General features: G+C 68.3%; 26 protein-coding genes. 6 read left to right on the top strand and 20 right to left on the bottom strand.

The features are described from left to right. Positions 1-3: 3 nt before the first annotated feature. The 6 genes from ACQR3U_RS09380 to ACQR3U_RS09355 all read right to left on the bottom strand — a co-directional run bounded on the left by ACQR3U_RS09380 (position 4) and on the right by ACQR3U_RS09355 (position 7,130). Entirely contained in the window at positions 4-909 is a 906-nt protein-coding gene (locus tag ACQR3U_RS09380) for a decaprenyl-phosphate phosphoribosyltransferase (RefSeq protein ID WP_033097846.1), read from the bottom strand. After that, positions 906-1,403 carry a phosphatase PAP2 family protein gene (locus ACQR3U_RS09375; RefSeq protein ID WP_006553439.1) on the bottom strand — a complete coding sequence of 166 codons (498 nt, stop codon included), beginning with the start codon at positions 1,401-1,403 and terminating at the stop codon, positions 906-908. The genes ACQR3U_RS09380 and ACQR3U_RS09375 overlap by 4 nt, the downstream gene beginning before the upstream one ends. 46 nt (positions 1,404-1,449) lie before the next feature. Then, the gene (locus ACQR3U_RS09370) at positions 1,450-3,387 is read right to left on the bottom strand and encodes a glycosyltransferase (RefSeq protein WP_269572343.1); all 1,938 of its coding nucleotides are present in this window, start codon (positions 3,385-3,387) and stop codon (positions 1,450-1,452) included. Beyond that, positions 3,384-4,604 (bottom strand): UDP-galactopyranose mutase, encoded by a 1,221-nt coding sequence (glf, locus tag ACQR3U_RS09365; RefSeq protein ID WP_006553437.1) that lies wholly within the window; start codon positions 4,602-4,604, stop codon positions 3,384-3,386. The genes ACQR3U_RS09370 and glf overlap by 4 nt, the downstream gene beginning before the upstream one ends. Before the next feature lie 72 nt (positions 4,605-4,676). Beyond that, the gene (locus tag ACQR3U_RS09360) at positions 4,677-5,429 is read right to left on the bottom strand and encodes a MerR family transcriptional regulator (protein ID WP_230810398.1); all 753 of its coding nucleotides are present in this window, start codon (positions 5,427-5,429) and stop codon (positions 4,677-4,679) included. Between the two features lie 141 nt (positions 5,430-5,570). Further along, positions 5,571-7,130, bottom strand: a complete 1,560-nt coding sequence (locus tag ACQR3U_RS09355) for a SpoIID/LytB domain-containing protein (protein ID WP_230810397.1) — start codon at positions 7,128-7,130, stop codon at positions 5,571-5,573. A gap of 273 nt (positions 7,131-7,403) precedes the next feature. Here ACQR3U_RS09355 and ACQR3U_RS09350 point away from each other — a divergent pair, with 273 nt between their 5' ends. Continuing rightward, entirely contained in the window at positions 7,404-9,563 is a 2,160-nt protein-coding gene (locus ACQR3U_RS09350; protein WP_230810396.1) for an N-acetylmuramoyl-L-alanine amidase, read from the top strand. A 25-nt stretch (positions 9,564-9,588) separates the two neighbouring features. Here ACQR3U_RS09350 and ACQR3U_RS09345 read toward each other — a convergent pair whose 3' ends face one another. Together ACQR3U_RS09345 and ACQR3U_RS09340 are read right to left on the bottom strand one after the other, a co-directional pair. Then, positions 9,589-10,518, bottom strand: a complete 930-nt coding sequence (locus tag ACQR3U_RS09345; protein WP_006553433.1) for a Cof-type HAD-IIB family hydrolase — start codon at positions 10,516-10,518, stop codon at positions 9,589-9,591. Then, complete coding sequence (locus ACQR3U_RS09340; protein WP_006553432.1) at positions 10,481-11,296, bottom strand: lysophospholipid acyltransferase family protein; 816 nt, start codon at positions 11,294-11,296, stop codon at positions 10,481-10,483. Before ACQR3U_RS09340 ends, ACQR3U_RS09345 begins: the two co-directional genes overlap by 38 nt. A 63-nt stretch (positions 11,297-11,359) precedes the next feature. Between ACQR3U_RS09340 and ACQR3U_RS09335 the strand changes: the two genes are divergently transcribed. Together ACQR3U_RS09335 and ACQR3U_RS09330 are read left to right on the top strand one after the other, a co-directional pair. Further along, the gene (locus ACQR3U_RS09335; protein ID WP_006553431.1) at positions 11,360-12,172 is read left to right on the top strand and encodes a hypothetical protein; all 813 of its coding nucleotides are present in this window, start codon (positions 11,360-11,362) and stop codon (positions 12,170-12,172) included. A 52-nt stretch (positions 12,173-12,224) separates the two neighbouring features. Next, complete coding sequence (locus ACQR3U_RS09330) at positions 12,225-13,808, top strand: Rieske 2Fe-2S domain-containing protein (RefSeq protein WP_033097849.1); 1,584 nt, start codon at positions 12,225-12,227, stop codon at positions 13,806-13,808. Positions 13,809-13,822: 14 nt separating this feature from the next. On the opposite strand, the gene ACQR3U_RS09325 is transcribed toward ACQR3U_RS09330, so the two are convergent. Next, complete coding sequence (locus tag ACQR3U_RS09325; protein ID WP_230810395.1) at positions 13,823-15,025, bottom strand: MFS transporter; 1,203 nt, start codon at positions 15,023-15,025, stop codon at positions 13,823-13,825. Positions 15,026-15,117: 92 nt separating this feature from the next. Here ACQR3U_RS09325 and ACQR3U_RS09320 point away from each other — a divergent pair, with 92 nt between their 5' ends. Next, positions 15,118-15,618: a PaaI family thioesterase gene (locus ACQR3U_RS09320; RefSeq protein WP_006553428.1), complete on the top strand. Its 501-nt coding sequence runs from the start codon at positions 15,118-15,120 to the stop codon at positions 15,616-15,618. Positions 15,619-15,621: 3 nt separating this feature from the next. On the opposite strand, the gene serS is transcribed toward ACQR3U_RS09320, so the two are convergent. Together serS and ACQR3U_RS09310 are read right to left on the bottom strand one after the other, a co-directional pair. Then, positions 15,622-16,884 carry a serine--tRNA ligase gene (gene serS / locus ACQR3U_RS09315; protein ID WP_064060556.1) on the bottom strand — a complete coding sequence of 421 codons (1,263 nt, stop codon included), beginning with the start codon at positions 16,882-16,884 and terminating at the stop codon, positions 15,622-15,624. A gap of 11 nt (positions 16,885-16,895) precedes the next feature. Continuing rightward, on the bottom strand, positions 16,896-17,288 hold the full coding sequence (locus tag ACQR3U_RS09310; protein WP_006553426.1) for an ankyrin repeat domain-containing protein: 393 nt from the start codon (positions 17,286-17,288) through the stop codon (positions 16,896-16,898). 36 nt (positions 17,289-17,324) lie between these two features. Here ACQR3U_RS09310 and ACQR3U_RS09305 point away from each other — a divergent pair, with 36 nt between their 5' ends. Together ACQR3U_RS09305 and ACQR3U_RS09300 are read left to right on the top strand one after the other, a co-directional pair. Then, positions 17,325-18,383 carry a septum formation family protein gene (locus ACQR3U_RS09305; RefSeq protein ID WP_037217412.1) on the top strand — a complete coding sequence of 353 codons (1,059 nt, stop codon included), beginning with the start codon at positions 17,325-17,327 and terminating at the stop codon, positions 18,381-18,383. A gap of 13 nt (positions 18,384-18,396) precedes the next feature. Further along, a complete protein-coding gene (locus tag ACQR3U_RS09300; protein ID WP_033097890.1) occupies positions 18,397-18,735 on the top strand; it encodes a metallopeptidase family protein in 339 nt (112 codons plus the stop codon). 27 nt (positions 18,736-18,762) lie between these two features. Here ACQR3U_RS09300 and ACQR3U_RS09295 read toward each other — a convergent pair whose 3' ends face one another. The 9 genes from ACQR3U_RS09295 to ACQR3U_RS09255 all read right to left on the bottom strand — a co-directional run bounded on the left by ACQR3U_RS09295 (position 18,763) and on the right by ACQR3U_RS09255 (position 24,990). Then, positions 18,763-18,924: a hypothetical protein gene (locus ACQR3U_RS09295; protein ID WP_213932792.1), complete on the bottom strand. Its 162-nt coding sequence runs from the start codon at positions 18,922-18,924 to the stop codon at positions 18,763-18,765. A 123-nt stretch (positions 18,925-19,047) separates the two neighbouring features. Further along, on the bottom strand, positions 19,048-19,335 hold the full coding sequence (locus tag ACQR3U_RS09290; protein WP_230810394.1) for a putative quinol monooxygenase: 288 nt from the start codon (positions 19,333-19,335) through the stop codon (positions 19,048-19,050). An 87-nt stretch (positions 19,336-19,422) separates the two neighbouring features. After that, on the bottom strand, positions 19,423-19,821 hold the full coding sequence (locus tag ACQR3U_RS09285; protein WP_170318549.1) for an NUDIX hydrolase: 399 nt from the start codon (positions 19,819-19,821) through the stop codon (positions 19,423-19,425). A 49-nt stretch (positions 19,822-19,870) separates the two neighbouring features. Then, a complete protein-coding gene (locus ACQR3U_RS09280; protein ID WP_033097891.1) occupies positions 19,871-20,413 on the bottom strand; it encodes an SDR family NAD(P)-dependent oxidoreductase in 543 nt (180 codons plus the stop codon). A gap of 23 nt (positions 20,414-20,436) precedes the next feature. Continuing rightward, positions 20,437-21,267, bottom strand: coding sequence for an acyl-CoA dehydrogenase family protein (locus ACQR3U_RS09275; RefSeq protein WP_230810393.1), 831 nt, complete (start codon positions 21,265-21,267; stop codon positions 20,437-20,439). 6 nt (positions 21,268-21,273) lie between these two features. Beyond that, positions 21,274-22,257, bottom strand: coding sequence for an NAD(P)H-dependent flavin oxidoreductase (locus ACQR3U_RS09270; protein ID WP_019290366.1), 984 nt, complete (start codon positions 22,255-22,257; stop codon positions 21,274-21,276). A 38-nt stretch (positions 22,258-22,295) separates the two neighbouring features. Continuing rightward, positions 22,296-22,949: a TetR/AcrR family transcriptional regulator gene (locus ACQR3U_RS09265; RefSeq protein ID WP_230810392.1), complete on the bottom strand. Its 654-nt coding sequence runs from the start codon at positions 22,947-22,949 to the stop codon at positions 22,296-22,298. A 31-nt stretch (positions 22,950-22,980) separates the two neighbouring features. Next, positions 22,981-23,742, bottom strand: a complete 762-nt coding sequence (locus ACQR3U_RS09260; protein WP_019290368.1) for a 3-hydroxyacyl-CoA dehydrogenase — start codon at positions 23,740-23,742, stop codon at positions 22,981-22,983. A gap of 54 nt (positions 23,743-23,796) precedes the next feature. Next, positions 23,797-24,990, bottom strand: coding sequence for a thiolase family protein (locus tag ACQR3U_RS09255; RefSeq protein WP_033097853.1), 1,194 nt, complete (start codon positions 24,988-24,990; stop codon positions 23,797-23,799). Between the last annotated feature and the right edge of the window lie 19 nt (positions 24,991-25,009).

Genomic DNA, 25,009 nt, shown 5'->3' with positions numbered 1-25,009 from the left:
ACGTCAGAAGAGGTAGACAGCACCGCCGACCACCAGGATCCACACCACTGCGAGCAACTGCAGCACCCGGTCCTTCAGGGCGATCTCCTCGGGTTCGCCGGCTTCACCGCCGTCGACGTCGACCGCGTAGCGCAGGATGGCGACGACGAACGGGACCATCGAGATGGCGTACCAGTTGGAACCGGCCACGTTGTCCTGTTCGAACGCCCACAGGCCGTAGCAGAGCACGACCGCCGTCGCCGCGACGGTCCACACGAACCGCAGGTAGGTCTCGGTGTAGTACTCGAGCGACTTGCGGATCTTCGCGCCGGTGCGGGTCGCGAGGCGCAACTCGGCGTACCGTTTGCCGGCCGCCATGAACAGCGACCCGAACGCCATGATCAGCAGGAACCACTGCGACAGCGGGATCTCGGCGGCCACGCCACCGGCGATGGCACGGATCAAGAAGCCCGACGAGACGATGCAGATGTCGAGCACGGCCTGGTGCTTGAGCCCGAAGCAGTACGCGAGCTGGATGCCGATGTACACCGCCATGACGACGGCGAGCTGCCAGTTCGCGATGAACGACAGCGCGATCGAGCCGACGAGCAGCACCGTCGCGAGGATGTACGCGAGTCGCACCGGGAGCACGCCGGCCGCGATGGGCCGGAACCGCTTGGTGGGGTGTGCACGGTCGGCTTCGACGTCCATCGCGTCGTTGACGAGGTAGATGCCCGAGGCGGCCATACAGAAGACGACGAAGGCGAGCGCGACGGGCAGCAGCACGTCCACCTGGGTGACCGAGCCGGCCGCCATCGGGGCCGCGAGCACCAGGACGTTCTTCACCCACTGTCGGGGACGGACCGCCTTGACGATCCCGGCGCCCAGGCTCTTGGGCGCCTCCTTGACGGGCGCCGGTTCCTCGCTCATCGATCTCCCCACTTCGTCTCTGCCCGCGCCACGACGGCCGCGGACGCCGCACCGAGTGCCGCACCCGCCAGTACATCCGTCGGATAGTGCACGCCCAGCACCAGGCGGGACAGCATCATGGGCGGCACGAGCACCGCGGGAAAGGGTAGCCCGGTGGTGCGGGCGAGTAGCACGGCCGCCGCAGTCGTGGACGTCACATGCGACGACGGGAAGCTCAGCCGGCTCGGCGTGGACACGTTGACCTGCACCGTCGGGTCCACCGGCCGCGGACGGCGCACGACCCGCTTGATGACCACGGACGCCGCGTGGGCACCGAACGCGCCGACCGCCACGCTCGCCCACGTGCGGCGACGGGGACGGTCGACGAGGGCGCCGGCGGCGCCGATCGCGATCCAGCCGAGAGCGTGCTCACCGAAGTGCGACATGCCGCGGGCGATCGTCGTCGCTGCGGGTACGGCACCGGCGGTGGCCTGGACGGTCTGCAGCACCCGCACCTCGGTGCCGGTGCTCTTCCAGTGACGTGCAGCCGCAGTGCCGGGGTCAGTTGCCGATTCCGAAGACACGCTCCCACTCCTCCTTGCTGGTCAGGGCGGGAACCGCGTCCCGGTACCGCTTCTTCATCTCGGGGAACCGGCGCGCGAGTTCGCGTCGCAGCCTGAGCGCCTCGGTGAGCAGGGCCTGGGCCTGAGCACGGTCGCGCTTACGGTAGACGACACCCCGACCGTCCGCCGTGGTGACCGTCACGCCGTCGACCTGCGAGAGCAGGAACCACCGCGCGTCGATGGTGGGCACGTTCAGCTGCGGCCGCTCGTGGTGCTCGCGGTTCTCGGGGCGCACGTTGTGCAGCACACCCTTCGCGAGACGCCTGACCTTCGCGACCGCACCCTCGGGCAGTCCGACGGCCCCGACCTCGGCGCCGGATGCCATCGGCAGTTCGGTCGACGACGGCAGCACCACGGCGTCGGGGAAGTTCTTCCGGAGCGCGTGCACCTCGCCGAGGGCACGCGGCAGCAGCTCGAACAGGTTCTCCGGACCGGCGAGGAAGTCCTCGATGGCCTTGTTCTGGATCGCGACCGTCGAGTACTCGAGACACACGAGGTGCTTGATCGTGGCCTTGATCGTGTCGAGCACCATCGGCTTGGCGTCGCCGTGCTGGTGCAGCGCGGCCACGACGAGCCGGTTGCGCAGATGGAAGTACGCCTGCCAGTCGATGGCGTCGTCCTTGTCGCTCCACGCCATGTGCCAGATCGCGGCGCCGGGCATCGTCACCGTGGGGTAGCCGGCGTCCCGTGCCCGCAGGCCGTACTCGGCGTCGTCCCATTTGATGAACAGCGGCAGGGGCTGGCCGATCTCCTCCGCGACGACACGCGGGATCATGCACATCCACCAGCCGTTGAAGTCGACGTCGATGCGTCGGTGCAGGAGCTTCGAGTTCTCCCGGTCGCGCAGCGGCTTGGTGGAGAAGTCGTGGTCGTACTCGACGTTCGGCGCGGCACCCCACATGAAGTTCGAGCGGTGGATGACCTCGCCCATGGTGTGCAGGTGGCTGCGTTCCTGCAGGTTGAGCATCTGCCCGCCGACGAGCATGGGCTTCTTCGCGAATCGCGACAGGGCGAGCGCGCGCAGGATCGAGTCGGGTTCGATCTCGATGTCGTCGTCCATGAACAGGATGTACGGGCTGGAAGTGGTCTTCAGCGCCTCGTACATGATGCGGCTGTAGCCGCCGGAGCCACCGAGGTTGCCCTGGTCGTGGATGACGAGACGGTCGCCGAAGGGTTCGGCGGCCTCCGCGAAGTCGGCCTCGTCGCGAACCTTGCGGGTGCCCTGGTCGGGGATGATGACGGCGTCGACGACGTCCATCACCAGCGGGTCGGACGCGAGCGCACGCAGCGCCTTCACGCAGTCGGCAGGGCGGTTGAAGGTCGGGATGCCCACTGCGACCGAGGCGTGTCCGGGCGCCTCGACAGGTGCGTACCAGCCGGAGGCGTGCAGCGTGACCTCGCTGTCGGTGGTGACGTCGAACCACAGCCAGCCGCCGTCCTCGAACGGCCCCAGGTCGGCTTCGATCTCGACGACCGTGTCGGACCCGCGGAACTCGCGGCCGGTGACGTGGATGCGGCTCGAGTCGGCCTTGCTGCGGTACAGGTCGATGCGGCCGTGGCCGGTGAGTTCGAGTCGCAGCACCACCGAGCCGAGCGTGCTCCAGCGACGCCAGTAGCTCGCCGGGAAGGCGTTGAAGTAGGTGCACAGCGACACCTCGGACTCGGCGCCGATCGCCAGCGTCGTTCGGCTCGTCGCGTGGGCGCGACGCGCGTTGGTGGGCGACTCCTCGAGGTAGAGCGTGCGCACGTCGAGGGGCTCGCCCGGGCGCGGCAGGATGATGCGCTGCAGCAGCGACCGGCCGAGCAGTTCGTCCTCCGTGGCGGGGGTACTCGCCGCCTCGTGCTTCGCGACGGCCGCGTGCTTGGCGGCGCTCACGAGGCGTCCCCGGCGATGGGCGCTCCCGAGTCGAAATGCGGGGCGAGGACGTTGTCGAACATCGACAGCGCGCTCGCGATCGCCATGTGCATGTCGAGGTACTGGTAGGTGCCGAGCCGGCCACCGAAGAGCACCTTGTTGTCCGCGGCTTCCTTCTTCGCGAGGGAGCGATAGGCGTTGAGTTTCTCGCGGTCCTCGGGGGTGTTGATCGGGTAGTACGGCTCGTCGTCGTTCTCGGCGAAACGCGAGTACTCACGCATGATGACCGTCTTGTCGGTCGGGTAGGTGTCGCGCTCGGGGTGGAAGTGCCGGAACTCGTGGATGCGGGTGTAGGGCACGTCGGCGTCGTTGTAGTTCATGACCGGGGTGCCCTGGAAGTCGCCGGTGGGCAGCACCTCGGTCTCGAAGTCGAGGGTGCGCCATCCGAGCCGGCCCTCGGAGTAGTCGAAGTAGCGGTCGAGCGGGCCGGTGTAGACGACGGGGGCTTCCGGGCTCGCGGCACGGACCTCATCGCGCACCTCGAACCAGTCGGTGTCGAGCCGGACCTCGATCCGCTCGTTCTCCGCCATGTTCTCCAGCCACGCCGTGTACCCGTCGACCGGCAGGCCCTCGTAGGTGTCGTTGAAGTAGCGGTTGTCGAAGGTGTAGCGGACAGGCAGCCGGGCGATGTTGCCGGCGGGCAGTTCCTTCGGGTCGGTCTGCCACTGCTTGGCCGTGTAGTCGCGGACGAACGCCTCGTACAGGGGGCGGCCGATCAGGGAGATCGCCTTCTCCTCGAGGTTCTTCGCCTCGGCGGTGTCGATCTCGGCGGCCTGCTCCTTGATGAGGGCGCGTGCCTCGTCGGGGCTGAAGTACCGGCCGAAGAACTGCGACACCAGTCCGAGACCCATCGGGAACTGGTAGGCCTGGCCCTTGTGCATCGCGAACACGCGATGCTGGTAGCCGGTGAAATCGGTGAACTGGTTCACGTAGTCCCACACCCTCTTGTTGGAGGTGTGGAACAGGTGGGCACCGTACTTGTGGATCTCGATTCCGGTTTCCGGTTCGGGCTCGGAGTATGCGTTGCCACCGAGGTGGTGGCGACGCTCGATCACGAGCACTCGCTTGCCGAGCTGCGTGGCCGCGCGCTCGGCGATCGTCAGTCCGAAGAATCCGGAGCCGACGACGATCAGGTCGTACTCACCGGTGGAGGGCTGGGGCGCTGATGCAGCAGTCACGGGAGACCAGGGTATGCGACTCCGTCGCGGAGGTGCCCTCTCGGTCCGGGCGGACCGAGAGGGCCGTCACACTCACACGTAGTAGGTGAGCGCGTCACGGACGAATTCGGCGCCCTCCCGTCCTCCGTAGTTCGCCGCGAAACGCTCGTCCTCGACGTACATGTCGGCGAGACCGAGCACGTACTCCCGCGGACTGCCCGCCGCAGTGCCGCCTCCCGGGGTGCCCGGAATCGACGACAGCCAGGCGACGTGCCGCCGCGCGAGGTCCTGCGCTTCGGGGCCCGCCGGGTCGAGACCGGCCCGGGCCGCCGCGATCCAGTCATGGTTCAGCTGCTCGACCTGCTTCATCCAGTCGTGCCTGGCGGCGTCGTCCATGCCCCGCCACCAACGATCGCCCGAGTCGTAGGCGTCCTTGCCCCACCGTTCGATGACCTCGTCCCGGTACTGCGTGTCGTCGAACCCGTCGAACACTTCGTCTGCCACGAGTTCCTCCCCTCTCTCCGTCTTCGCCAAGGTGGTGCGCACCGCCGCGATACGGCGGTCCAACTGCCGGCGCTCGTGTTCGAGCAGGTCGAGGTGGGTGCGCAGTGCGCTCGCGGTGTCGTCGTGACCGGCGAGCACGTCGCGGATGGCGGGCAGAGCCAGTCCCAGATCGCGGAGCAGCAGGATGCGCTGGAGACGCACGAGTGCGTCCTCGTCGTAGAACCGCATGCCGTTGCTGCCGGTGCGGCTCGGATGCAGCACCCCCACGTCGCCGTAGTGCCGCAGTGTGCGGCTGGTGACACCGGCGGCGCGTGCCAGTTGCTGGATCGACCATTCCCGCACGTGCCCACCTCCTTCTTTCCGGCTACGCCCAGCGTGCATCTTGACGTTGCGTCAATGTCAACCATCGTCGTCGCGGTGCCGGAACGCCACCGGCCGGCCGCCCTGTTCGGGGCGACCGGCCGGTCGAGATGTGCCGTCGGGTTACTCGGCGCTACCCGTGCTCGGGAACCAGTCCTTCAGGAAGCTCGCGTCGATGACCTGAGCACCGAGGTCCGGTGTCCACACGATCGCGCCGCCGGTGAAGATCCGGAACTTGCCGATCTCGTCGGGCAGCATCAGCTCGGGGCCGATGGGCGAGCCGAGCACGCTGTCGACGCCGCCGAGGTCCAGATAGGCCTGCTCGATGGGCGAGGTGCCGGTGCCGCTGCCGAAGGGATCGGTGCCGGTTTCGGGGCCGGGTTCGGGTGCCGGAGTGATCTCCGGGGCGTCCTCGTCGATGCCTTCCTTGACGGTGAACCAGTCGGAACGCAGTCCCAGCTTGGTCCGTGCCTCGGCGCCCGTCGTTTCGATGGTGCGGTCGGAGCCGACCACGCGGACCCGGGTCACGCGACCGCCTTCGGGTCCGAGATTGTTGCGGGAGAGCACCTCGAATGCCTGGAGGTCGCCGACGCCGAACTTGCTGCCGATCTCGGCCGCGGTGAAGGTCTTGGCCCATTCGCGGTTCGGGGCGACCTTGTCACCCTCGTCCTCGACGGGCGGGAAGGTGCCGCCGGCCGAGTAGCCGCCGGTGGAGGCGGAGAACTCGCTGCGCACGACCTCGCCGTCCTTCATCAGGACGGTTCCGCGGGTGGTGCGCACACCGTCGTCCGTGCGCGGATCCTCGACGCCCGACCCGCCGTAGACCTGACAGTCCGTGGTGTCGCAGGTCTGCCACTTCTCGTGGCGCTTCTCGGCGAGGGCGTAGGACCGCGCGGCGATGGCCTGCGCCCGCAGCGCCTCGGCACCACCGGTGTCGGCCCAGGCGGGCAGCGCCTCGGCGGGGACCACGCTGCGCAGGTAGTCCTCGACGTGGAGGCGGTTGACGGTGCGCGGGGCGGTGCCGTCGAGCACCACACCGAGGGCACCGCGGTAGGTCTTGTCGTCCGAGCACATCGTGAGGTGCTCGTTCGCGGGACGGTCCTCGGCGAGGTCGATCGGGTCCACCCACGGCAGGTCGGTGGCTGCCTGCCACAGCACGTCGCCGCTGCAGCCCTCGGTGACGACGACGTTCGCGCCGCCGTCCGGGGTGGGTGTCAGGTGCGCGGCCTCGCCGGGCGCGAGTTGCTTACCGGCGACGATCATGCCGGTGTCGGAGTAGACGTCGAGGGTGTGGTCGTCGCGCGCCATGAGACGGACCGCGATCATCGCGTCGTCGACCGTGCCGAGTTCGGTGCCGCCGTAGTAGTGGCCGATGATCCGCTCGGCGGTCCACCCCTCCTGGGCGTAGCCGTAGGCACCCCACTGCCCCATGCCACGACCGTGGCCGTGACCGAAGCCACTGAACGTGAAGGGCGTGTCGGCCGAAACCGCTTGCACGACACCTGGTGCCGCCTGGTTGCTCTGGACGAGCGCGCCCACGCCGGCTCCGACGAGCAGCGCGGGAGCGACCCCGATCGCGGCGGCACGGGCGACGGAGGGACGCCATCCGTTGCGCAGCGGCCTGCCGAGGATGATGCGCCGCCTCCGGATCTTGCCTCTGCGCCCGATGGACTGTCGTGACATGACGTTGCTCCCTCGTTGTCGCTGTAGGCGCGAACTCGTGATCCGCGATATCGGACAATTTCGACCGATCCTCAAGCTCAGGTTGAGGCTTAAGGTTTGCTGCGTCTAGTGTGACAAGAGTGACGGAGCTAGGCAACAAATGTCACAGAAGCAACACAAGAATCACGAGTTACAGAACTTTCGTGTCCGAACCGGGCCACGGAAGCGACACGTAAGGGACGATCCGAAGTCGGAACCGTCCGCTGGAGCACCAACGACAGGGAGTAGCAAACAGTGCCGCATCGCCGCCCCAAGCCGTCGATCGTCCTGGGTGCCGTCGCCGCCCTGGCCGTCGCGACGCCCTTCGCCGTCACCGGGCTGACCAGCACCGCTCCCGAGATCCGGAATGCCAACGACACCGTCGAGGCAGTGGCACCCGATATCGCGGAAGTCGTGCTCGCCTCGGTGCCCGACCTGATCATCCCGCTCGAGGAGCTCACCGGTCTCAACCTGCCGGACCTCAGCCTGAAGGAGATCGTCGACGGGCTCCCGCAGATCACGACTGCTCCCGACCCGAACGGCGGACTCGTCCAGCGCGTCGGTGCGACCGTCAAGGAACTCACCCGCGACACCCCGTTCAGCCTCGTCGCGCTCGCCGCCGAGGACGTCGCCGCCACCGACGCGCTCATCCGCGCGCAGCAGGACGACGGCAGCTGGGGTCCCTGGACCGCGACCGAGCCGATCGAGACGCGCGCCGACGACGCCACCAGCGAGGGACGCACGGGCACGGAGCCGATCTACGTCGGTGCCACCCGTGCGGTGCAGGTGCTGCTGACGCCGCGTCCCGGCCCCGAACCGAATCTCGCCGGCGCGGAGGCCCCGCCGGCACCCGAAGCCCCCGCTCCCACTCCCGAGGCACCCGCCCCGGAGGCACCGGCGCCCGAAGCTCCTGCTCCTGCAGCCCCGGCGGAGGCCCCGGTCCCCGCCGACGAGGCACCCGCGCCGGTCGCTGCACCCGCAGCCGATGCACCCGACCTCGGATACGTGCCCGCGTCCTCGTCCAAGCCGCTGCGCGAGAACCCGCTGCAGGCGGCCGCCGAAGCGGTCAGTGCCGTGCTCATCTCGCCCGGCAGCAGCGAAGCGGACGCGCGACTCGAGGACATCGCGAGCCCGCTCGGCAACTCCGGCCTGAAGGTGATCACCCGCCAGCAGTGGGGCGCCGACGAGTCGATGCGCTGCCAGACCCCGACCTACGACGACTCCCTCGGTGGCGCGACCGTGCACCACACCGCGGGCAGCAACAACTACTCGAAGGCCGAATCGGCCGAGATCGTGCGCGCGATCTACGCGTACCACGCACGCACGCTCGGCTGGTGCGACATCGGATACAACACCCTCGTCGACAAGTACGGCCAGATCTTCGAGGGTCGCGCCGGTGGTCTCGACCGCAACGTCCAGGGCGCACACGCGGGTGGATTCAACGAGAACACCCACGGCATCGCGATGATGGGCGACTTCTCGACCCAGGCCCCGCCGCAGGCCGCGGTGGAGTCGGTCGGCAAGTTCCTCGGCTGGCGTCTGGCCCGCGCGGGACTGAACCCCAAGGGCCGCACCACGATGTACTCCGAGGGCACATCGTTCACCCCCTACCCGCAGGGTGCGGCGGTGGATCTGCCGATCATCTTCGCGCACCGCGACGTGGGCAACACCAGTTGCCCGGGTGATGCCGGCTACTCGCAGATGGGCAAGATCCGCGATATCGCCGTCGCTGCGGCAAAGGGCGGTGGCGGTGGCACTGCCCCGCAGCCCTCGAACCCGTCGCCGTCGAACCCGCAACCCTCGAACCCGCAACCCTCGAACCCGTCGCCGTCCAATCCGTCGCCGTCCAATCCGTCGCCGAACGTGCCGGACATCAACGTCGGAGCGCTCGCCTCGGGCTCGGCCGGCACCGCCGAAGGTGTCGTCGACGAGCTGATCCGCCTCAGCGGTCACCCGCTGGTCCAGAAGTGGCTCGCCGAGGGCGGCGAACTCGGACGGCTCGGACAGGCGGTGACCTCGATCCTTCCCGCGGTCAAGAGCGGTTTCGAACGAGTGAATTTCGTCAACGGGGCCATCTACACGTCACCGAACGGCGGCACGTGGACGGTACTCGGCGAGATCTACAAGGCGTGGGAGAAGAACGGACTCGACGCTGGTGAGCTGGGGTTGCCCACCAGCGACGAGTACCGGGTGCCGGACGGTTGGCGTTCGGACTTCGAGTTCGGCTCGCTGATCTTCAACGAGGTCACGGGTGTCGTCACCAAGGTGCTGCGCGCCTACGACGACGCCTACGACCAGGCGATGCAGGATCAGCCGGCCGACGTCGCAGGACCCGCACCCGAGGGTGCTCCTGCGCCCGGACCCGAACCGGCACCTGCGCCGGAACCGGCACCCGAACCGGCGCCCGCGGGCTGACCCGCAGCGCACCGGTAGGAACGAGTCACCGCCACCACCGTTCGAGAACGCGGGCCACCCCGTCCTCGACGTTGGTGGCGGTGACTTCGTCTGCGACCGACTTCGCGTCCGGATGCGCGTTCTCCATCGCCACACCGTGACGCGCTACCGACAGCATCGGAATGTCGTTGGGCATGTCGCCGAAGGCCACGAGATTCTCGTGGGAGACACCCAGTAGCCGGGCCATCTCCTGGAGACCGGAAGCCTTCGTGACCCCCGCCGCGGAGATCTCGATGAGCCCGTGGGTCGTCGAATAGGTCACGTCGACCAGCCCGTGCAGTTTCGGCACGAGAGCCTCCGCCATCTCCCGGCTGGTCGCGCCGGGGAGCCGGACGAGCAACTTGATGGCGGGCTCACTGATCACCTCGTGCTCGGCGAGTTCGGTGTTGTCCGGATTCAGCCAGGCATGTTCGTAACCGGGAGCGCTGACGAACTGCGGCGTCGCCGCGTCGTGGGCCCGATCCCCCACCCGCTCCGCGGCCAGACCGCAACCGGGAAGCACCGACGAGGCCACCTCGGCGAGCCACGCCAGTTCGTCGACCTCGAGCACCGCGGCGCTGAGCACACGGTCGGTGGAACTGTCGTAGAGCACGGCACCGTTCGCGCACACCGCCATGGGCGCGTAGCCCAGCTCTTCGACGACCGGCGCGATCCAGCGCGGCGGGCGGCCGGTGGCCAGGACGAACGGAACACCGGAGTCGACCACCGCATGTACCGCGGCGCGGGTCCGATCGGACACCTTCTCGGTGTCGTCGATCAGGGTGCCGTCCACGTCCGTAGCCACCAATCCGGGACGCACCGCGTCCGTGGAAGCAGGACGCACCGCGTCCGTGATGTGGTCCCGATACGGCTCTCGACTCGACTGTGCGTTCACTCCGTCATTGTGCCGAAGTACCGCGGTCGCCGCCTGCGTCATCGTTGCCGCTACCGGCAGCACCTTCACGGGCGGCACGTTCCCGGGCCTTCCGGGCGCGACGCTCGGCGGCCGCGGCCTCGTCCAGGGCGGTCGCCTCCTCGAGGGTCGGCGCGGATCCGCCCAGGCGGCGGGGCACCCAGTAGGCACCGTCCTCGTGGATGTAACCGTCCTGGACCCGGTGAAGCATCTTCTCCATGGTCGCGTGGAGCTGCGCGGTCATCTCCGCTGCCGGCTCGAACGGATGGATGGGGGCGCCCACCTCGATGGTGATCGGGGTGTTCGTACGTCCGAGCCGCTTCGGGTGGCCCTTCGTCCACACCCGCTGCGACCCCCAGATGACCATGGGGACCACCGGGACACCGGCTTCGTTCGCCATCCGTGCCGCGCCGGACCGGAACGCCTTGAGTTCGAAGCTGCGGCTGATCGTCTCCTCCGGGAAGACACCCACGAGCTGACCGGCACGCAGCGCCTCCACGGCGAGTCGGTAGGACTCGCCGGCGTCGCCGCGGTCGACGGGGATGTGCTTCATCGCGCGCATCATGGGGCCGGAGATCTTGTGGTCGAAGACTTCCTTCTTCGCCATGAAGCGGATGTACCGCTTGGTGACCCGGGCGGGGATCCCGGCGTAGGTGAAGTCCATGTAGCCGGTGTGGTTGATCGCGATGACCGCACCACCCGTCGCCGGGATGTTCTCCGCCCCGGTGATCGCGAACTTCAGCCCTTGCGCTGCGAAGAGCGTGCGGGCGACACCGATGATGGTCCGATAGAAGGGTTCCACGCCGGTCAGCCTAGCGGGGGCCGGTGGAGGAACGACCGTGATCATCGTCGAAAGGCCACTACTGTGCGCACCCTCGCCCGAAAGCCCGACGTACTCGCATTCGCCGGCCTCGCCGTCGCCGTGGTCCTCACCGTCGCCGGTTGCGAGGGCGACGGGCAGTCCGGCATCCCGACCGAGAGCCCGGAACCGACCGCGGCGGAAACCGTCGAGGAGACCACCCCCGCCGCGACGCCCGCGGTGGTCGTCGGGGACGTCCCCGGTAATCCCGCCGCCACCGCGGCGCTGCAGGCATGGACGAACGACCTCGTCGGCGGCATCGATGTGGTGGACAAGTGCTGGACGATCGCCCCGGAACGGGCCCGGCAGATGTACGCCGACGTCGACGCGATCACCGCCGCGGTGCAGCAGCCGGGCAGGGACGGCCAGTACGCGGTGACGTGGTCGGCCGGTGGCATCGACCTGTCCGTCCTGCGCAGCGAGATCGCGTCCGGCTACGCGTGCCCGTACGTGAACCCGACCGGCGCGCCGGGCTACACCGACGAGGACGCCCGCTATGCCGTCGAACGATTCCTCGGACGGGCGATCGGCGCGCCGGTGGATCCGGACGACACCGAGGAGCGGTACCCACTGGTGTGCGAGGCGCGGGGCACGTGGGATCCCTGGGGCACCGGGAACCCCGGAGTGCCGCCGCTGGCCACCGATCCCGACGTCGTCGGTGACCTCGAATCCTTCGACGCCGCGGCCGCTTCCGTCACCCCGGTCTCGGAGGTGTACACGAATGTGACGATTCCGATCGTCGAGGCCGGTACACCCCGTGACCTGGTGGTCCTGCTCACCACGGGCAGCAACGGGTACTGCCTGGGCGCAGTGGACTGACGGGCGGCGCCTACTCTGGTAGGCGTCGGTCAGCACGTCAGGAGGGTACGAAGTGCAGATCACCAGCGTCGGACACGCCGGTTTCCACATCCAGACCGAAGCGGGGTCCATCCTGTGCGATCCGTGGGTCACGCCCGCGTACTTCGCCTCGTGGGTGCCCTTCCCGGACAACACCGGTCTCGACTGGGACGCTCTCGGCAACGTCGACTACCTGTACGTCTCGCATCTGCACAAGGATCACTTCGATCCCGACACGCTGAGCAAGCACGTCAACAAGGACGCGACCGTCCTGCTGCCCGACTATCCGGTACCGGACCTGCGTCGCGAGCTCGAGAAGCTCGGTTTCTCGAAATTCTTCGAGACCACCGACTCCGTCAAGCACCGGCTGCGGCACGGCACTATCGAGGTCGCTCCGCAGGCTCCGCTCTCGCCGGGCGATCTCGACATCATGATCATCGCGCTGCGTGCGCCGGCCGACGGACCGATCGGCGACTCGGGCCTGATCGTCTCCGACGGTGAGTCGACCGTGTTCAACATGAACGACGCGCGGCCGATCGACATGGACGTCATGCACGAGGCGTTCGGGAAGATCGACATCCACCTGCTGCAGTACTCGGGCGCCATCTGGTACCCGATGGTCTACGACATCCCGAAGAAGACCAAGGCCAACTTCGGCAGGCAGAAGCGCCAGCGCGGCATGGACCGTTGCCGCAGCTACATCGACCAGGTCGACGCGACGTGGATCGTGCCGTCGGCCGGTCCGCCGGTCTTCCTCGACGACGACCTGCGCGACCTCAACGACGACCACGGCGACGAGGGCAACATCTTCCCCGACCAGCAGGTCTTCCTCGAGCAACTGCGCATCCACGGCCGCGAGGGCGGTCTGCTCATGATCCCGGGTTCGGTGGTGGATCTGAAGGGCAGCGAGCACATGACGCTCACGCACCCGATCCCCGACGAGCAGGTCGAGGCGATCTTCACGAACAAGGCCGCCTACATCGAGGACATGGCGCAGCGCTTCGCTCCGGTGATCGCGGCGCAGAAGGCGGCCTGGGCTCCCGCCGAGGGCGAGCCGCTGCTGCCCGCACTCAAGGCGAAGTTCGAGCCGATCATGGCGCAGTCCGATCTCATCTGCGACGGCATCGGTTACCCGGTGGGTCTGGTGATGGGCGACGAGACCGTGGTGCTCGACTTCCCCAAGCGCGTCGTGCGCGAACCCATCGAGGGAGAAGGCAAGTACCGCTACGGTTTCCGTATCGCTCCCGAGCTCGTGCGCACGGTTCTGCGCGACGACGAGCCCGACTGGGTCAACACGATCTTCCTGTCCACCCGGTTCACGGCCTGGCGCATCGGCGGATACAACGAGTTCCTCTACACCTTCTTCAAGTGCCTGACCGACGAGCGCATCGCGTACGCCGACGGCTGGTTCGCCGAGGCGCACGACGACTCGGCGTCGATCGAGTTGGGCGGCTACGAGATCCAGCGTCGCTGCCCGCACCTGAAGGCCGACCTGTCGAAGTTCGGTGTCGTCGACGGCACCACGCTGACCTGCAACCTGCACGGCTGGCAGTGGGATCTCGAATCGGGCCGCTGCAAGACCTCGAAGGGTCACGAACTGCGCAGCACCAAGCTGTGATCCGCATCCGGTAGTCACCGCTCCCGTTCGGTCCCGGCGGGTCGCGCCGCGGGCAACAGCCTCGGCACGACCACGCCCAACCCGACCATCGGGAGCACCGTCACCGCGACCAGCGCCGCCATCGGCAACCACAGCGAGCCGATCGCGTAGGCGGCGAAGACCGCCACCGACAGCACCTCGCTCGTCAGGCCGACGACGGACGAGACGGTCGCGCGGGCACGACCGGACATCGTGTCCTGCAGGCGCGCCTCGGCGACGATCGCCGTGTTGTGCAGCGCGCCGTAGCCCACACCGATCGCCGTGAATCCGGCGATCCCCCCGGCGAGTGCACCACCGGCGATCAGTGCCGATCCGACGATCACGACGGCACCCATGGTGCGGCCGCTCATCGTCGCAGTCCGTCCGGCGGTCGCGGCACCGACCACCTGTCCGACGGCCGTCAGCGCGACCAGCACCGGCACGAATCCGGTCTCCGCTCCCGATTCGCGTGCGAGGAGAGCGAAGTACTCGTCGAAGGCGAGGCAGGCGAGCAGGGCGGCCGCGAGGACGACCGATCGTCGCACCACCCGGTCGGTGCGGATCTCGGACGTTCCCGCGCGCAGCGACGACATGTAGCGGACGAGGACGGTGTCGCCTCTGCCGGCGATCTCATCGGCCTCCTCCACCTTCGGTGCGGCGGGAAGCGTTCCCACGAGCGCGATGTCGACGACGGTGATCGCGACCGACACCCAGCCCACGAGCGCGTAGCCGCCGAGTTCGAACAGCGGTGCCGCCGTGAGGATCGCGACGAAGACACACGTCATCTCACCCGCGTTGGCGTATCCCATGATCGCCGCGTACCGGTGTTCGCACCCGCGCGCGGCGAGTTCGTCGTACACGAGGGCCTCGAAGGTGCCGGATTTCATCGACTCGCTGATGCCCCATAGGACGAAACCGAGCGCGAATCCCCAGTAACCGGGCCACACCAGCCACATCGTGAACGCTGCCGTGAGCAGGGCTCCGCTGCCGAACAGCAGACCGCGACGGGAGACGGTGTCGGCCCACGCACCCGACGGCACCTCGGAGACGAAGGCGACCACCGACCACAGGACGAACAGCGAGGAGATGGAACGGGTGTCGAGACCGTGATCCTCGAACAGCAACGCGTACAGGCCGTAGAGCGGCACGAACTCACGGACGGACGCGTACGCGACCACCCGCGCGGACAGCGAGGTCACCGGATCGGATCAACATCGACGGCGCATGCAACGAGAATGGCACGCCCGGCTCCACATGTCACCCCTCCGGAGGTGGGATACGGTCGGTCATCGTGAGCACGGACGAGCAACAGCAGCGGCAGCGTACCTACACGTGGGAGGACCCGGCACCGACGTCGGCGGCCAACCGCGACATGCACGGACTCGACTTCCTGCGCGGGCTGATGGACGGGACGATCCCGCACCACCCCACCTCCCGCACGCTCGGCTTCACCGTCACCGATGCCGGCGAGGGCTTCGCCGAGGTCACCCTCGAGCCGCAGGAGTTCCACGCCAACGCGGTGGGCAGCATCCACGGCGGCGTGCTCGCTACCCTCTTCGACACCGCGATGGGCTTCTGCGTGTCGAGCACCCTCGAGGCCGGGGTCGGGTACACGACCCTCGACCTGCAGGTCCGCTACGTGCGTCCGGTGCAGACCGGCAAGGGCGTCATCCGTGTGCAGGGCTTCTGCGAGCACACCGGACGTCGCACGGCGACGGCGCGCGGCGAGGCCCGTGACTCCGAGGGCCGCCTGCTCGCGACGGGTTCGACCACCTGCCTGATCCTGCGCTGAAGATCAGCCGGCGGGTTCGAGCACCTCGCGTCCCACGAACGGGACGAGAGCCTCGGGCACCTTGACCGAACCGTCGACCTGCTGGTGGTTCTCGAGCAGCGCGACGAGCCAGCGGGTGGTCGCGAGCGTGCCGTTGAGGGTCGCGGCGGTCTGCGGCTTGCCGTTCTCGTCGCGGTAGCGGATGTTGAGGCGACGCGCCTGGAAGGTCGTGCAGTTCGACGTCGACGTGAGCTCGCGGTAGCGCTCCTGCGTGGGCACCCAGGCCTCGCAGTCGAACTTGCGGGACGCCGACGACCCGAGATCGCCGGCGGCGACGTCGATGACGCGGTACGGCACGTCGATGGCGGCGAGCATGTCGCGCTCCCAGGCCAGCAGACGCTCGTGCTCCGCCGCGGCCTCCTCGGGGCGGCAGTAGACGAACATCTCGACCTTGTCGAACTGGTGCACGCGGATGATGCCGCGGGTGTCCTTGCCGTAGCTGCCCGCCTCGCGACGGAAGCACGACGACCAGCCCGCGTAGCGCTTCGGCCCCTTCGACAGGTCGAGGATCTCCCCCGAGTGGTAGCCCGCGAGCGGCACCTCGGAGGTGCCCACGAGGTAGAGGTCGTCCTCCTCGAGTCGGTACACCTCGTCGGCGTGCCGGCCGAGGAAGCCGGTGCCCTGCATCACCTCGGGGCGCACGAGCACGGGCGGAATCATCATGGTGAACCCGTTCGCGGTGGCCTTCTGGGCGGCCAGCTGCAGCAAACCCAGCTGGAGCAGCGCGCCGTAACCGGTGAGGAAGTAGAACCGGGCACCGGAGACCTTCGCGCCGCGCTCCATGTCGATGAGCCCGAGCGACTCGCCGAGCGCGAGGTGGTCCTTGGGTTCGAAGTCGAAGGTGGGCAGCTCGCCGACGGTCTCGAGCGTGACGAAGTCGTCCTCGCCGCCGGCGGGCACGCCGTCCTGCACGACGTTGGAGATCGCGAGGTGCGCGCGATCGAAGGCCTCCTGCGCGGCGTGCTGCTCGGCCTCGAGTTCCTTGACCTTCGCAGCCAGCTCCTTGGCGCCGTCGAGCAGCGCGGGGCGCTCCTCGGGAGACGCCTTGCCGACCTTCTTGCCCAGGGCCTTCTGCTCGGCGCGTGCGTTGTCGCCGGCGAGGACAGCGGCGCGACGGGAGGCGTCGGCCTCGAGCAGCACGTCGACGAGGCCCGGGTCCTCTCCCCGCATGCGCTGCGACTCGCGGACGGCGTCGGGATTCTCGCGGAGGAACTTGAGGTCGATCACGGAATCGAAGCCTACCGCTGCCAGAGTTCCAGGTAGTCGTCGCGCCCGAACATCTTCGCTGTGTCCTCCGCGGTGGGGTGCCCGTGACGCGGGTCGGCACCGGCCTCGGCGAGCACCCGCACCACTGCCTCGACGCCCTTGAAGACCGCCCCCGAGAGAGGCGACTGGCCGCGGTCGTTGAGCCGGTTCACGTCGGCTCCCCGCTCGACCAAGACCTGTACGGCCTCGGCATGACCGTGGTAGGACGCCAGCATGAGCAGCGTGTCGCCGGTCTCGTTGGTGAGGTTCACCGGTACTCCGGCGTCGACGTACGCGGTGAGGGTCTCGACGTCTCCCTGGCGGGCGGCGTCGAAGGTCTGCTTGGCGATCTCGAGAATCTCGGGATCGATCGGGTCGTCGGCCATGAGCCGAAACTACCTGCGTCCACTCGAACAGGCATGATGGAAGTGATGGCCGAAGACAACAAGCCCAAGCCCGACCGGCGCCCGCCCTCGGCGCGGTTGACCCGACGCGCCCTCGTGCTCGTTGCGGCCGGTGCCGTCCTGGCGGCGATCGCGACGTTCGTCGTCGCGGGGTTCCAGGGCGCCGGCAGCGGGGACGACAGCGCCGGCGCCAACATCAGCACGACCGGCGCGGTCGCGGGGGAAGCGTTCGGTACCGCCACCACCGGCGATTGCCTGACCTGGAGTGCTCTCGACGCGAGCGACCTCGCGAAGGTCGACTGCGCCGAGACGCATCTGTTCGAGGTGGTCGCCGACATCGACCTGAGCCTGTATCCCGGCACCGAATGGGGACCGGGATCACGCTTCCCGTCGGTCACGCGCTTCACCGAGCTGCGCGACGAGCAGTGCGCACCCGCCGCGATGGACTATCTCGACGGCCGGTTCGACCCGCACGGCAAGTTCAGCATCGGCCTCATCAACCCCGGCGAGGCGGGCTGGGCGGCCGGCGAACGCACGCTGCGGTGCGGTCTGCAGTTCTCGTCGACCACCGGCAACCTGCTCCCCATCAAGGGCCGGGTCGCCGATCAGGACCAGTCGCGGGCCTGGGACGTCGGCGTCTGCATCGGCATCAACAACGGTGTGCCTGCCGACCCGGTGGAGTGTTCCAAGCCGCACGCCTTCGAGGTCGTCGCGGTCGTCGACCTCGGTGGGCAGTTCCCGGGCGGTCTGCCGAGCATCGAAGACCAGGACGGCTATCTCGAGGAGACCTGCACGCGCCTGGTGAACGAGTACCTCGGCGACCCCGAGGCTCTGCGCAACAAGACCCTCACGTTGTTCTGGGACAACCTCGACTACGACAGCTGGCTCGCCGGCAGCCGCAAGGTGAACTGCTCGATCGGCAAGCAGGTCGAGGGGGGCGGATTCTCGTCGATCACCGGCAGCGCCAAGGGCGACATCCTCATCGACGGCCAGCCGCCCGTGCCGCCGCCGCCCGTGCCGGAAGGCCGGTCGCTGCCGACGCCGCTGCCGGGCGCCGTTCCCCTGCCGGGGTCGTGACGTGCCGGTGCACATGGAGGACGAGCACTTCGAGGAGCTCGTCTCGGAAGCGCTCGACGAGATCCCCCGCGAACTCGCGCGGGCGATCGACAACGTCGTGGTCCTCGTCGAGCCCCGCCACGAGGAAGAACCCGACCTGCTGGGTCTGTATCAGGGCGTCGCGCTGACCGAGCGCGACAGCCACTACGCGGGATCGCTACCGGACACGATCACGATCTACCGCGACGCGATCCTCGACATCTGCGAGAGCGACGACGACGTCGTGCACGAGGTACTGGTCACTGTCGTCCACGAGATCGCGCACTATTTCGGAATCGACGAAGAGCGCCTCCACCAGCTGGGCTGGGGCTGAGGCGCTCTTCGCGATCGGTACCGGGTGCTACTTGTTGCGGGCCGCGGTCGCCTTGTCGAGGCGGGGTCCCTTGGCCTTGCGCTGACCGAAGTGCGGGCTGAGCGTCGACACGACGAACATGATGACGGTTCCGACAACGACGACGGCCACGGTGAGCCACACGACGATGACGCCGAAGAGTTCCAACATGCCCGGTTACCTCCACAGTCGATGTCACTTCGAGGCAAACGGCACACGTCCGCCCCGGGGGTCACCCTACCGTCCGCGTTCCGCCGGGTGACGACCGACTCCGCCCGCGCTCCGATGGGGGACTCAGAGGGTGGTGAAGTGCTCGAGCTTCGGCGCTCCCGCCAGGAGGGGTCCGAGTTCGGTGATGGCACCCTCGCCGGCGCGGAACTTGCGGTAGGCGGCGTCGTGCTCGGCCGAGCGCCACCTCTCCACGACCACCCAACGGGCCTCGTTCTTCTGATCCACAAGGATCTCGATGCCGTCGCATCCGTCGAACTGTCGCGTCTCGTCGAGCACGCGGGTCAAGACCTTCTTCGCGTCGTCGAGGGAGTCGGCCTTGAATTCGAGTTCGATCAGAGCGGTGAGCGCCATGGGAGACCTTCCGTGATCTGCGAGGTGACTGCTCTCATCACATTTCCCCATGGATGAGAACTGCGCAATACCTCTGCGGAAACAGGACTATCGGGAGGCCGAGGCGAGAGCGGGAAGGACGTGGTGCTCGAGCAGCGGCGCGAGATCGTCGGGCAGCGGAAGGGCCGCCGGGTCGAGCCAGCGCGTCTCCGCGATCTCCGCGGCGGCGCCGGCGACCTCCACGAGCGGGTGTTCGTAGACGGTTCCTTCGAGCCGGTAACCGGGCTCGTTGGCGGCCTCGGCGTCGAAGACCCCGACGAGACGCAACGACGACAGATCCAGTTCGGCGCCCAGTTCCTCGGCGCACTCGCGCACGGCGGTCTCGGCGGGGGTCTCCCCCGGATCCGGCTTTCCTCCGGGCAGCATGAACCGCGACGTGTTCCGCTTCCGCACGGTGAGCACCTCACCGGCGGCGTTGCGGAGAACGACGGCGCTCACTCTGATCACACGGTCACGAATCGCGGGGTGCTGGTTCACCGGACCAGCTTAGGACCGGTCAGAACATGCTGTAGCCACCGTCGATGAGCGTCGTGCTGCCGGTCTGGAAGGACGACGCATCGCTCGCGAGATAGACGGCGATGCCTTCGAAATCCTCCGGGGTGCCCCACCGGCCGAGCGGCACACGGCCGATGACGTTCGAGTTGAAGACGTCGGACTCCTGCAGCGGACCGGTCATGTCGGTGGCGATCCGGCCCGGCAGCACGCTGTTGACCCGGATCCGGTGACGCGCGAACTCGACGGCACAGCCGTTCGCGAGCGCGAGCACCGCGGCCTTACTCGCCACGTACGGCCCACCGAAGTCGTCGACGAGCGCCGCGACACCGTCGGTCACGGCCTGCTCGTCGGAGACGTCGACCGTGCGGGTCGCCACACGGCCGGCGAACCTCCCGATGTCGGCCGCGGCCTTCGCGAGCTTGTCCTCGCTCCGGCCCCACAGGGTGACGTCGGCGCCGGCACGGGCGAGACCCCGGGCCATGCCGAGACCGATCCCCGCGGAAGCACCCGTGACGAGAGCGCGCTTGCCTGTGAGGTCGAAGATCGAATCCCTCTTCCCTGAAACGATTACGCGTACCCCGCAGCGATGTCGCGGCCGATGATCTCCTTCATGATCTCGGTGGTGCCACCGTAGATCGTCTGGATGCGTGCATCGACGTAGGCGCGCCCGATCGGGTACTCCATCAGATGCACGAAGCCGCGACCCTCGGTGCCGAGGAGGTTCCCGGCGGGGACGCGGGCGTCCTCGAAGACGAGCTCGGCGGTGTCCTGTGCGGCGAGACCGACCTTGTGGAGTTTGCGGCCCCTGCCGAAACCGGGGGTGTCGCGCTCGACGACGATGAGCGAGAAGCCCTTCGACCCCGCGTTCGGATCCGTGCGGCACACCACGATGACGAGATCGGAGTGGATTCCGTTGGTGATGAACGTCTTCTGTCCGCTGATCACCCACTCGTCACCCTCGCGTACGGCGGTGGTCTTCACGCCCTGCAGGTCGGATCCGGCGCCCGGTTCGGTCATGGCGATCGCGCCGATTCGTTCGCCGGTGGCGAGTGCCGGCAGCCAGCGCGCCTTCTGGTCCTCGGTGCCGAGGTGGAGGATGTACGGGATCGCGATGTCGTCCTGCAGTGCGAGTCCGGCGCCGAAGGAGGTCGTTCCGGTGCGCGCGATCTCCTCCTGCACGATGTGCCGGAAGCGGTAGTCGGTCACGCCCGAACCGCCGAACTCCTCGGGTACCCCGAGGCCGACGATGCCGGACTTGCCCGCGGCGATCCACGCCGACCGGTCGACGAGGCGCTCCTCCTCCCACCGCTCGTAGTTCGGTTCGATCTCGCGGGCGAGGAACTCGCGCACGGTCTCCCGGTACGCCTCGTGATCGTCGTCGAAATGGGTGCGTTTCATGGCTTCCTAGGCGTTCACGCGCGACATCATGCCGCTCAGACGCTCCGCGATGAGACTCTCGGCGTCGGCGACGATGCGCTCGACCAGTTCCCCCGCGGTGGGGATGTCGTGGATGATTCCCTGGACGGTACCGACCGTCCAGATGCCGGCCTCGGGATCGCCGTTCTCGTAGACGAGGCGGCCGCGGGCACCGGCGACGAGTTCGCGCACGTCCTCGAACTGTCCTCCGCGGTCGAGGATCTCGACGACCTCGCGACTGACGGTGTTGCTCGCGACGCGGGCGGTGTTGCGCAGCGGACGGAAGATGAGCTCGGTGTCGGTCTCACTCGCCGCGACGATGGCTTCCTTGATGGTGCGGTGGATCGGCGATTCCTCGGTGCACATGAAGCGGGTGCCCATGTTGATGCCGTCGGCGCCGAGCGCGAGGGCCGCGACCAGACCACGACCGTCACCGAAGCCGCCGGAGGCGATCATCGGGATGGTGATCTTCTCGGCCGCGGCGGCGATGAGCACGAGGCCGGGGACGTCGTCTTCACCGGGGTGCCCGGCGCATTCGAAACCGTCGATGCTGATGCCGTCGACACCGATGTCCTGCGCCTTGACGGCGTGCCGGACGCTGGTGCACTTGTGCAGCACCTTGATTCCGGCAGCGTGGAAGTCGGGCAGGTGCGGCGCGGGATTCGATCCGGCCGTCTCGACGATCTTCACACCGGAGTCGATGATGACCTGGCGGTACTCCTCGTAGGGCGGCGGGGTGATCGCCGGCAGGATCGTGAGGTTGACGCCGAACGGCTGGTCGGTGAGCTCGCGGGTGCGTTCGATCTCCTTAGCGAGATCCTCGGGGGTCGGCTGCGTCAGAGCGGTGATCATGCCGAGCGCGCCGGCATTGGCGACCGCTGCGACGAGTTCGGCACGGCCGACCCACTGCATCCCTCCCTGCACGATGGGATGGCGGACGCCGAAGGTTTCGGTGAAGGCGGTGGTCAGCACGGCATGGACTCCTTGCGTGGAGGTGGTTGGAAAGACTCTCAGGCGGCCGGGTGGTGACCCACGACCCGCAGTGCGATCACGATGTACCGCTGGGCAATCCGAGCGGGAGTGAGGGGACCGCCGAGCTGGTACCAGCGGACGATGGACTGGAACATCCCGAGGAGGGCGCGCACGGCCTCCTCGACGTCGTCTACGTCGAACACCTGCTGTTCGACGCCCTCGCGCACCAGGTCGAGCATCATCAGCTCGAGACGCTTGCGGGTCGCGGCGTAGGTCCGGCGGTTCTCCGGGGAAATGTGGCGCACCTCGGAATCCAGGCCCGAACGCTGTGCACGGTGGGTCATGTTCAGCACGATCGCCTCGACGGCGTTGACGAAGCGGGCGACCGTGTCGTCGCCGCCGTCCGCGACCGCGGCCGACACACGGTCGATGAGGTCGAGGACGGCGGCGTCGAGCAGCGTGACGAGAACGGCTTCCTTGTTCTCGTAGTGGTAGTACAGCGCGGGCACCGTCACGCCGACCCGGCCGGCCAGGTCGCGGACGGTGGTGCCGTGGAAGCCGTTCTCGCTGAATGCTTCCAGGGCGTGTTCGAGGATGGGGTCGAGCCCCAGAGGCTGGAACTCACGCCAGTCCGCGCACGGCACGTCCGCGTGGGGCGTGTCGGATTCCTCGGCCTCGTATGCCGGGGTCATCGACCCCCTCCTCTCACAGTCGGTGCTCGGGTCAGCGCGGAGCCATGCGGATCGCGCCGTCGAGGCGGATGACCTCGCCGTTGAGCATCGGGTTCGAGACGATGTGCGCGGCGAGGGCACCGTACTCGGACGGATCGCCGAGGCGGGCCGGGTGCGGCACCTGTGCGCCGAGCGAGGCCTGGGCCTCCTCCGGCAGCGAGCCGAGCAGCGGGGTCTTGAACAGGCCCGGTGCGATGGTGACGACGCGGATGAGCAGCGACGCGAGGTCGCGGGCGATCGGCAGCGTCATGCCGACGACACCGCCCTTGGACGCCGAGTAGGCGGCCTGTCCGATCTGGCCGTCGAAAGCGGCGACGGAAGCGGTGTTGATGATGACGCCGCGCTCGCCGTCGATCGGCTCGGTCTTCGCGATGCGCTCGGCGGCGAGACGGATGACGTTGAACGTGCCGAAGAGGTTGACGTCGACGACCTTCTTGAACGCGTCGAGCGGGAAGGCACCCTTCTTGCTGACGGTCTTGATCGCGTTGCCGATGCCGGCGCAGTTCACCGCGACACGCACGGGTCCGAGCGACTCGGCGACGTCGAGGGCCTCGGTGACGGCGGCCTCGTCGGTGACGTCGGCGGCGACGAAGCGGACGCGGTCGCCGAGTTCCTTGGCGATGGTCTCACCGTTGGACGACGGCAGATCGATGATGACGACCTGGGCACCGTCGTTCAGCAGGGCCTTGACGGTGGCGAGACCGAGGCCGGAGGCACCACCGGTGACGACGGCGACGCTGTCGTTGACGATCATTGATTACCCTTTCGAGAGTGGTTGCGGTTCGGAGATCTTCGAGACTTCGAGAAGTCAGAGACGTTCGATGATGGTGGCGTTGGCCATGCCCGCGCCCTCGCACATCGTCTGCAGGCCGTAACGACCGCCGGTGGCCTCGAGGTGGTTGACGAGGGTCGACAACAGACGGGTGCCCGACGAGCCGAGTGCGTGGCCGAGCGCGATCGCGCCACCCCACGGGTTGAGCTTGGCCGGATCGGCACCGAGTTCGTGCGCCCAGGCGAGCGGCACGGGCGCGAACGCCTCGTTGACCTCGTAGGCGTCGATGTCGTCGATGCCCAGACCCGCGCGGGCGAGCACCTTCTGCGTGGCCGGGATCGGGGCGGTGAGCATGAAGACCGGGTCGTCGCCGGCGACGGAGAACGAGTGGAAGCGGGCGCGCGGGGTCAGGCCCAGCTTGTTCGCCATCTCCTCGCTCATGATGAGCGCGGCCGACGCACCGTCGGTGAGCGGCGACGAGTTGCCGGGGGTGATGACCCACTGCGCCTCGGGGAACCTGGCGGCGTACTCCTCGGTGTAGAAGGACGGCTTCAGGCCGGCGAGGCCCTCGGCGGTGGTGGAGGCGCGCAGCGTCTCGTCGACGGTGTGCTCGACCTGCTCACCGGCTGCGTTCTCCACGGTGATCGGGACGATCTCCTTGTCGAACCGGCCGGCCTCGTGGGCGGCGGCGGCGCGCTGGTGCGACTGCGCGGAGTAGGCGTCGAGCGCGTCGCGGTCGAACTTCCACTTCGCAGCGATGAGCTCGGCCGAGATGCCCTGGTTGACCAGGCCCTCGGGGTAGCGGGCACGGATGCTCGGGCCGTGGGTGTCCTTGCCGAGGGTGGCGGTGCCCATCGGGATGCGGCTCATCGACTCGACACCGCACGCGATGACCATGTCGTAGGCACCGGCGATGATGCCCTGCGCGGCGAAGTGCGCGGCCTGCTGGCTCGATCCGCACTGGCGGTCGATGGTGGTCGCGGGCACCGACTCGGGGAAACCGGCGGCGAGGAGCGCGGTGCGTGAGATGTTGAGGGACTGCTCGCCGACCTGGGCGACGCAGCCGCCGATCACGTCGTCGACCTGCGCGGGGTCGATGTCGTTACGCTCGACGAGCGAGCGCAGGACGTGGGCGAGGAGTTCGACGGGGTGGGTGCCGGACAGGGCACCACCCGGCTTGCCCTTACCGACAGCGGTACGGACGACGTCGACGATGACAGCGTTGGTCATGACGATCCTTTCGAAAGTG

It is taken from the genome of Rhodococcus sp. IEGM1339 (assembly GCF_050321925.1).
Taxonomy (GTDB): Bacteria; Actinomycetota; Actinomycetes; order Mycobacteriales; family Mycobacteriaceae; genus Rhodococcus; species Rhodococcus pyridinivorans.
The sequence above is the reverse complement of the archived record's forward strand: the minus strand, read 5'-3'. Positions and strand labels throughout refer to the sequence as shown.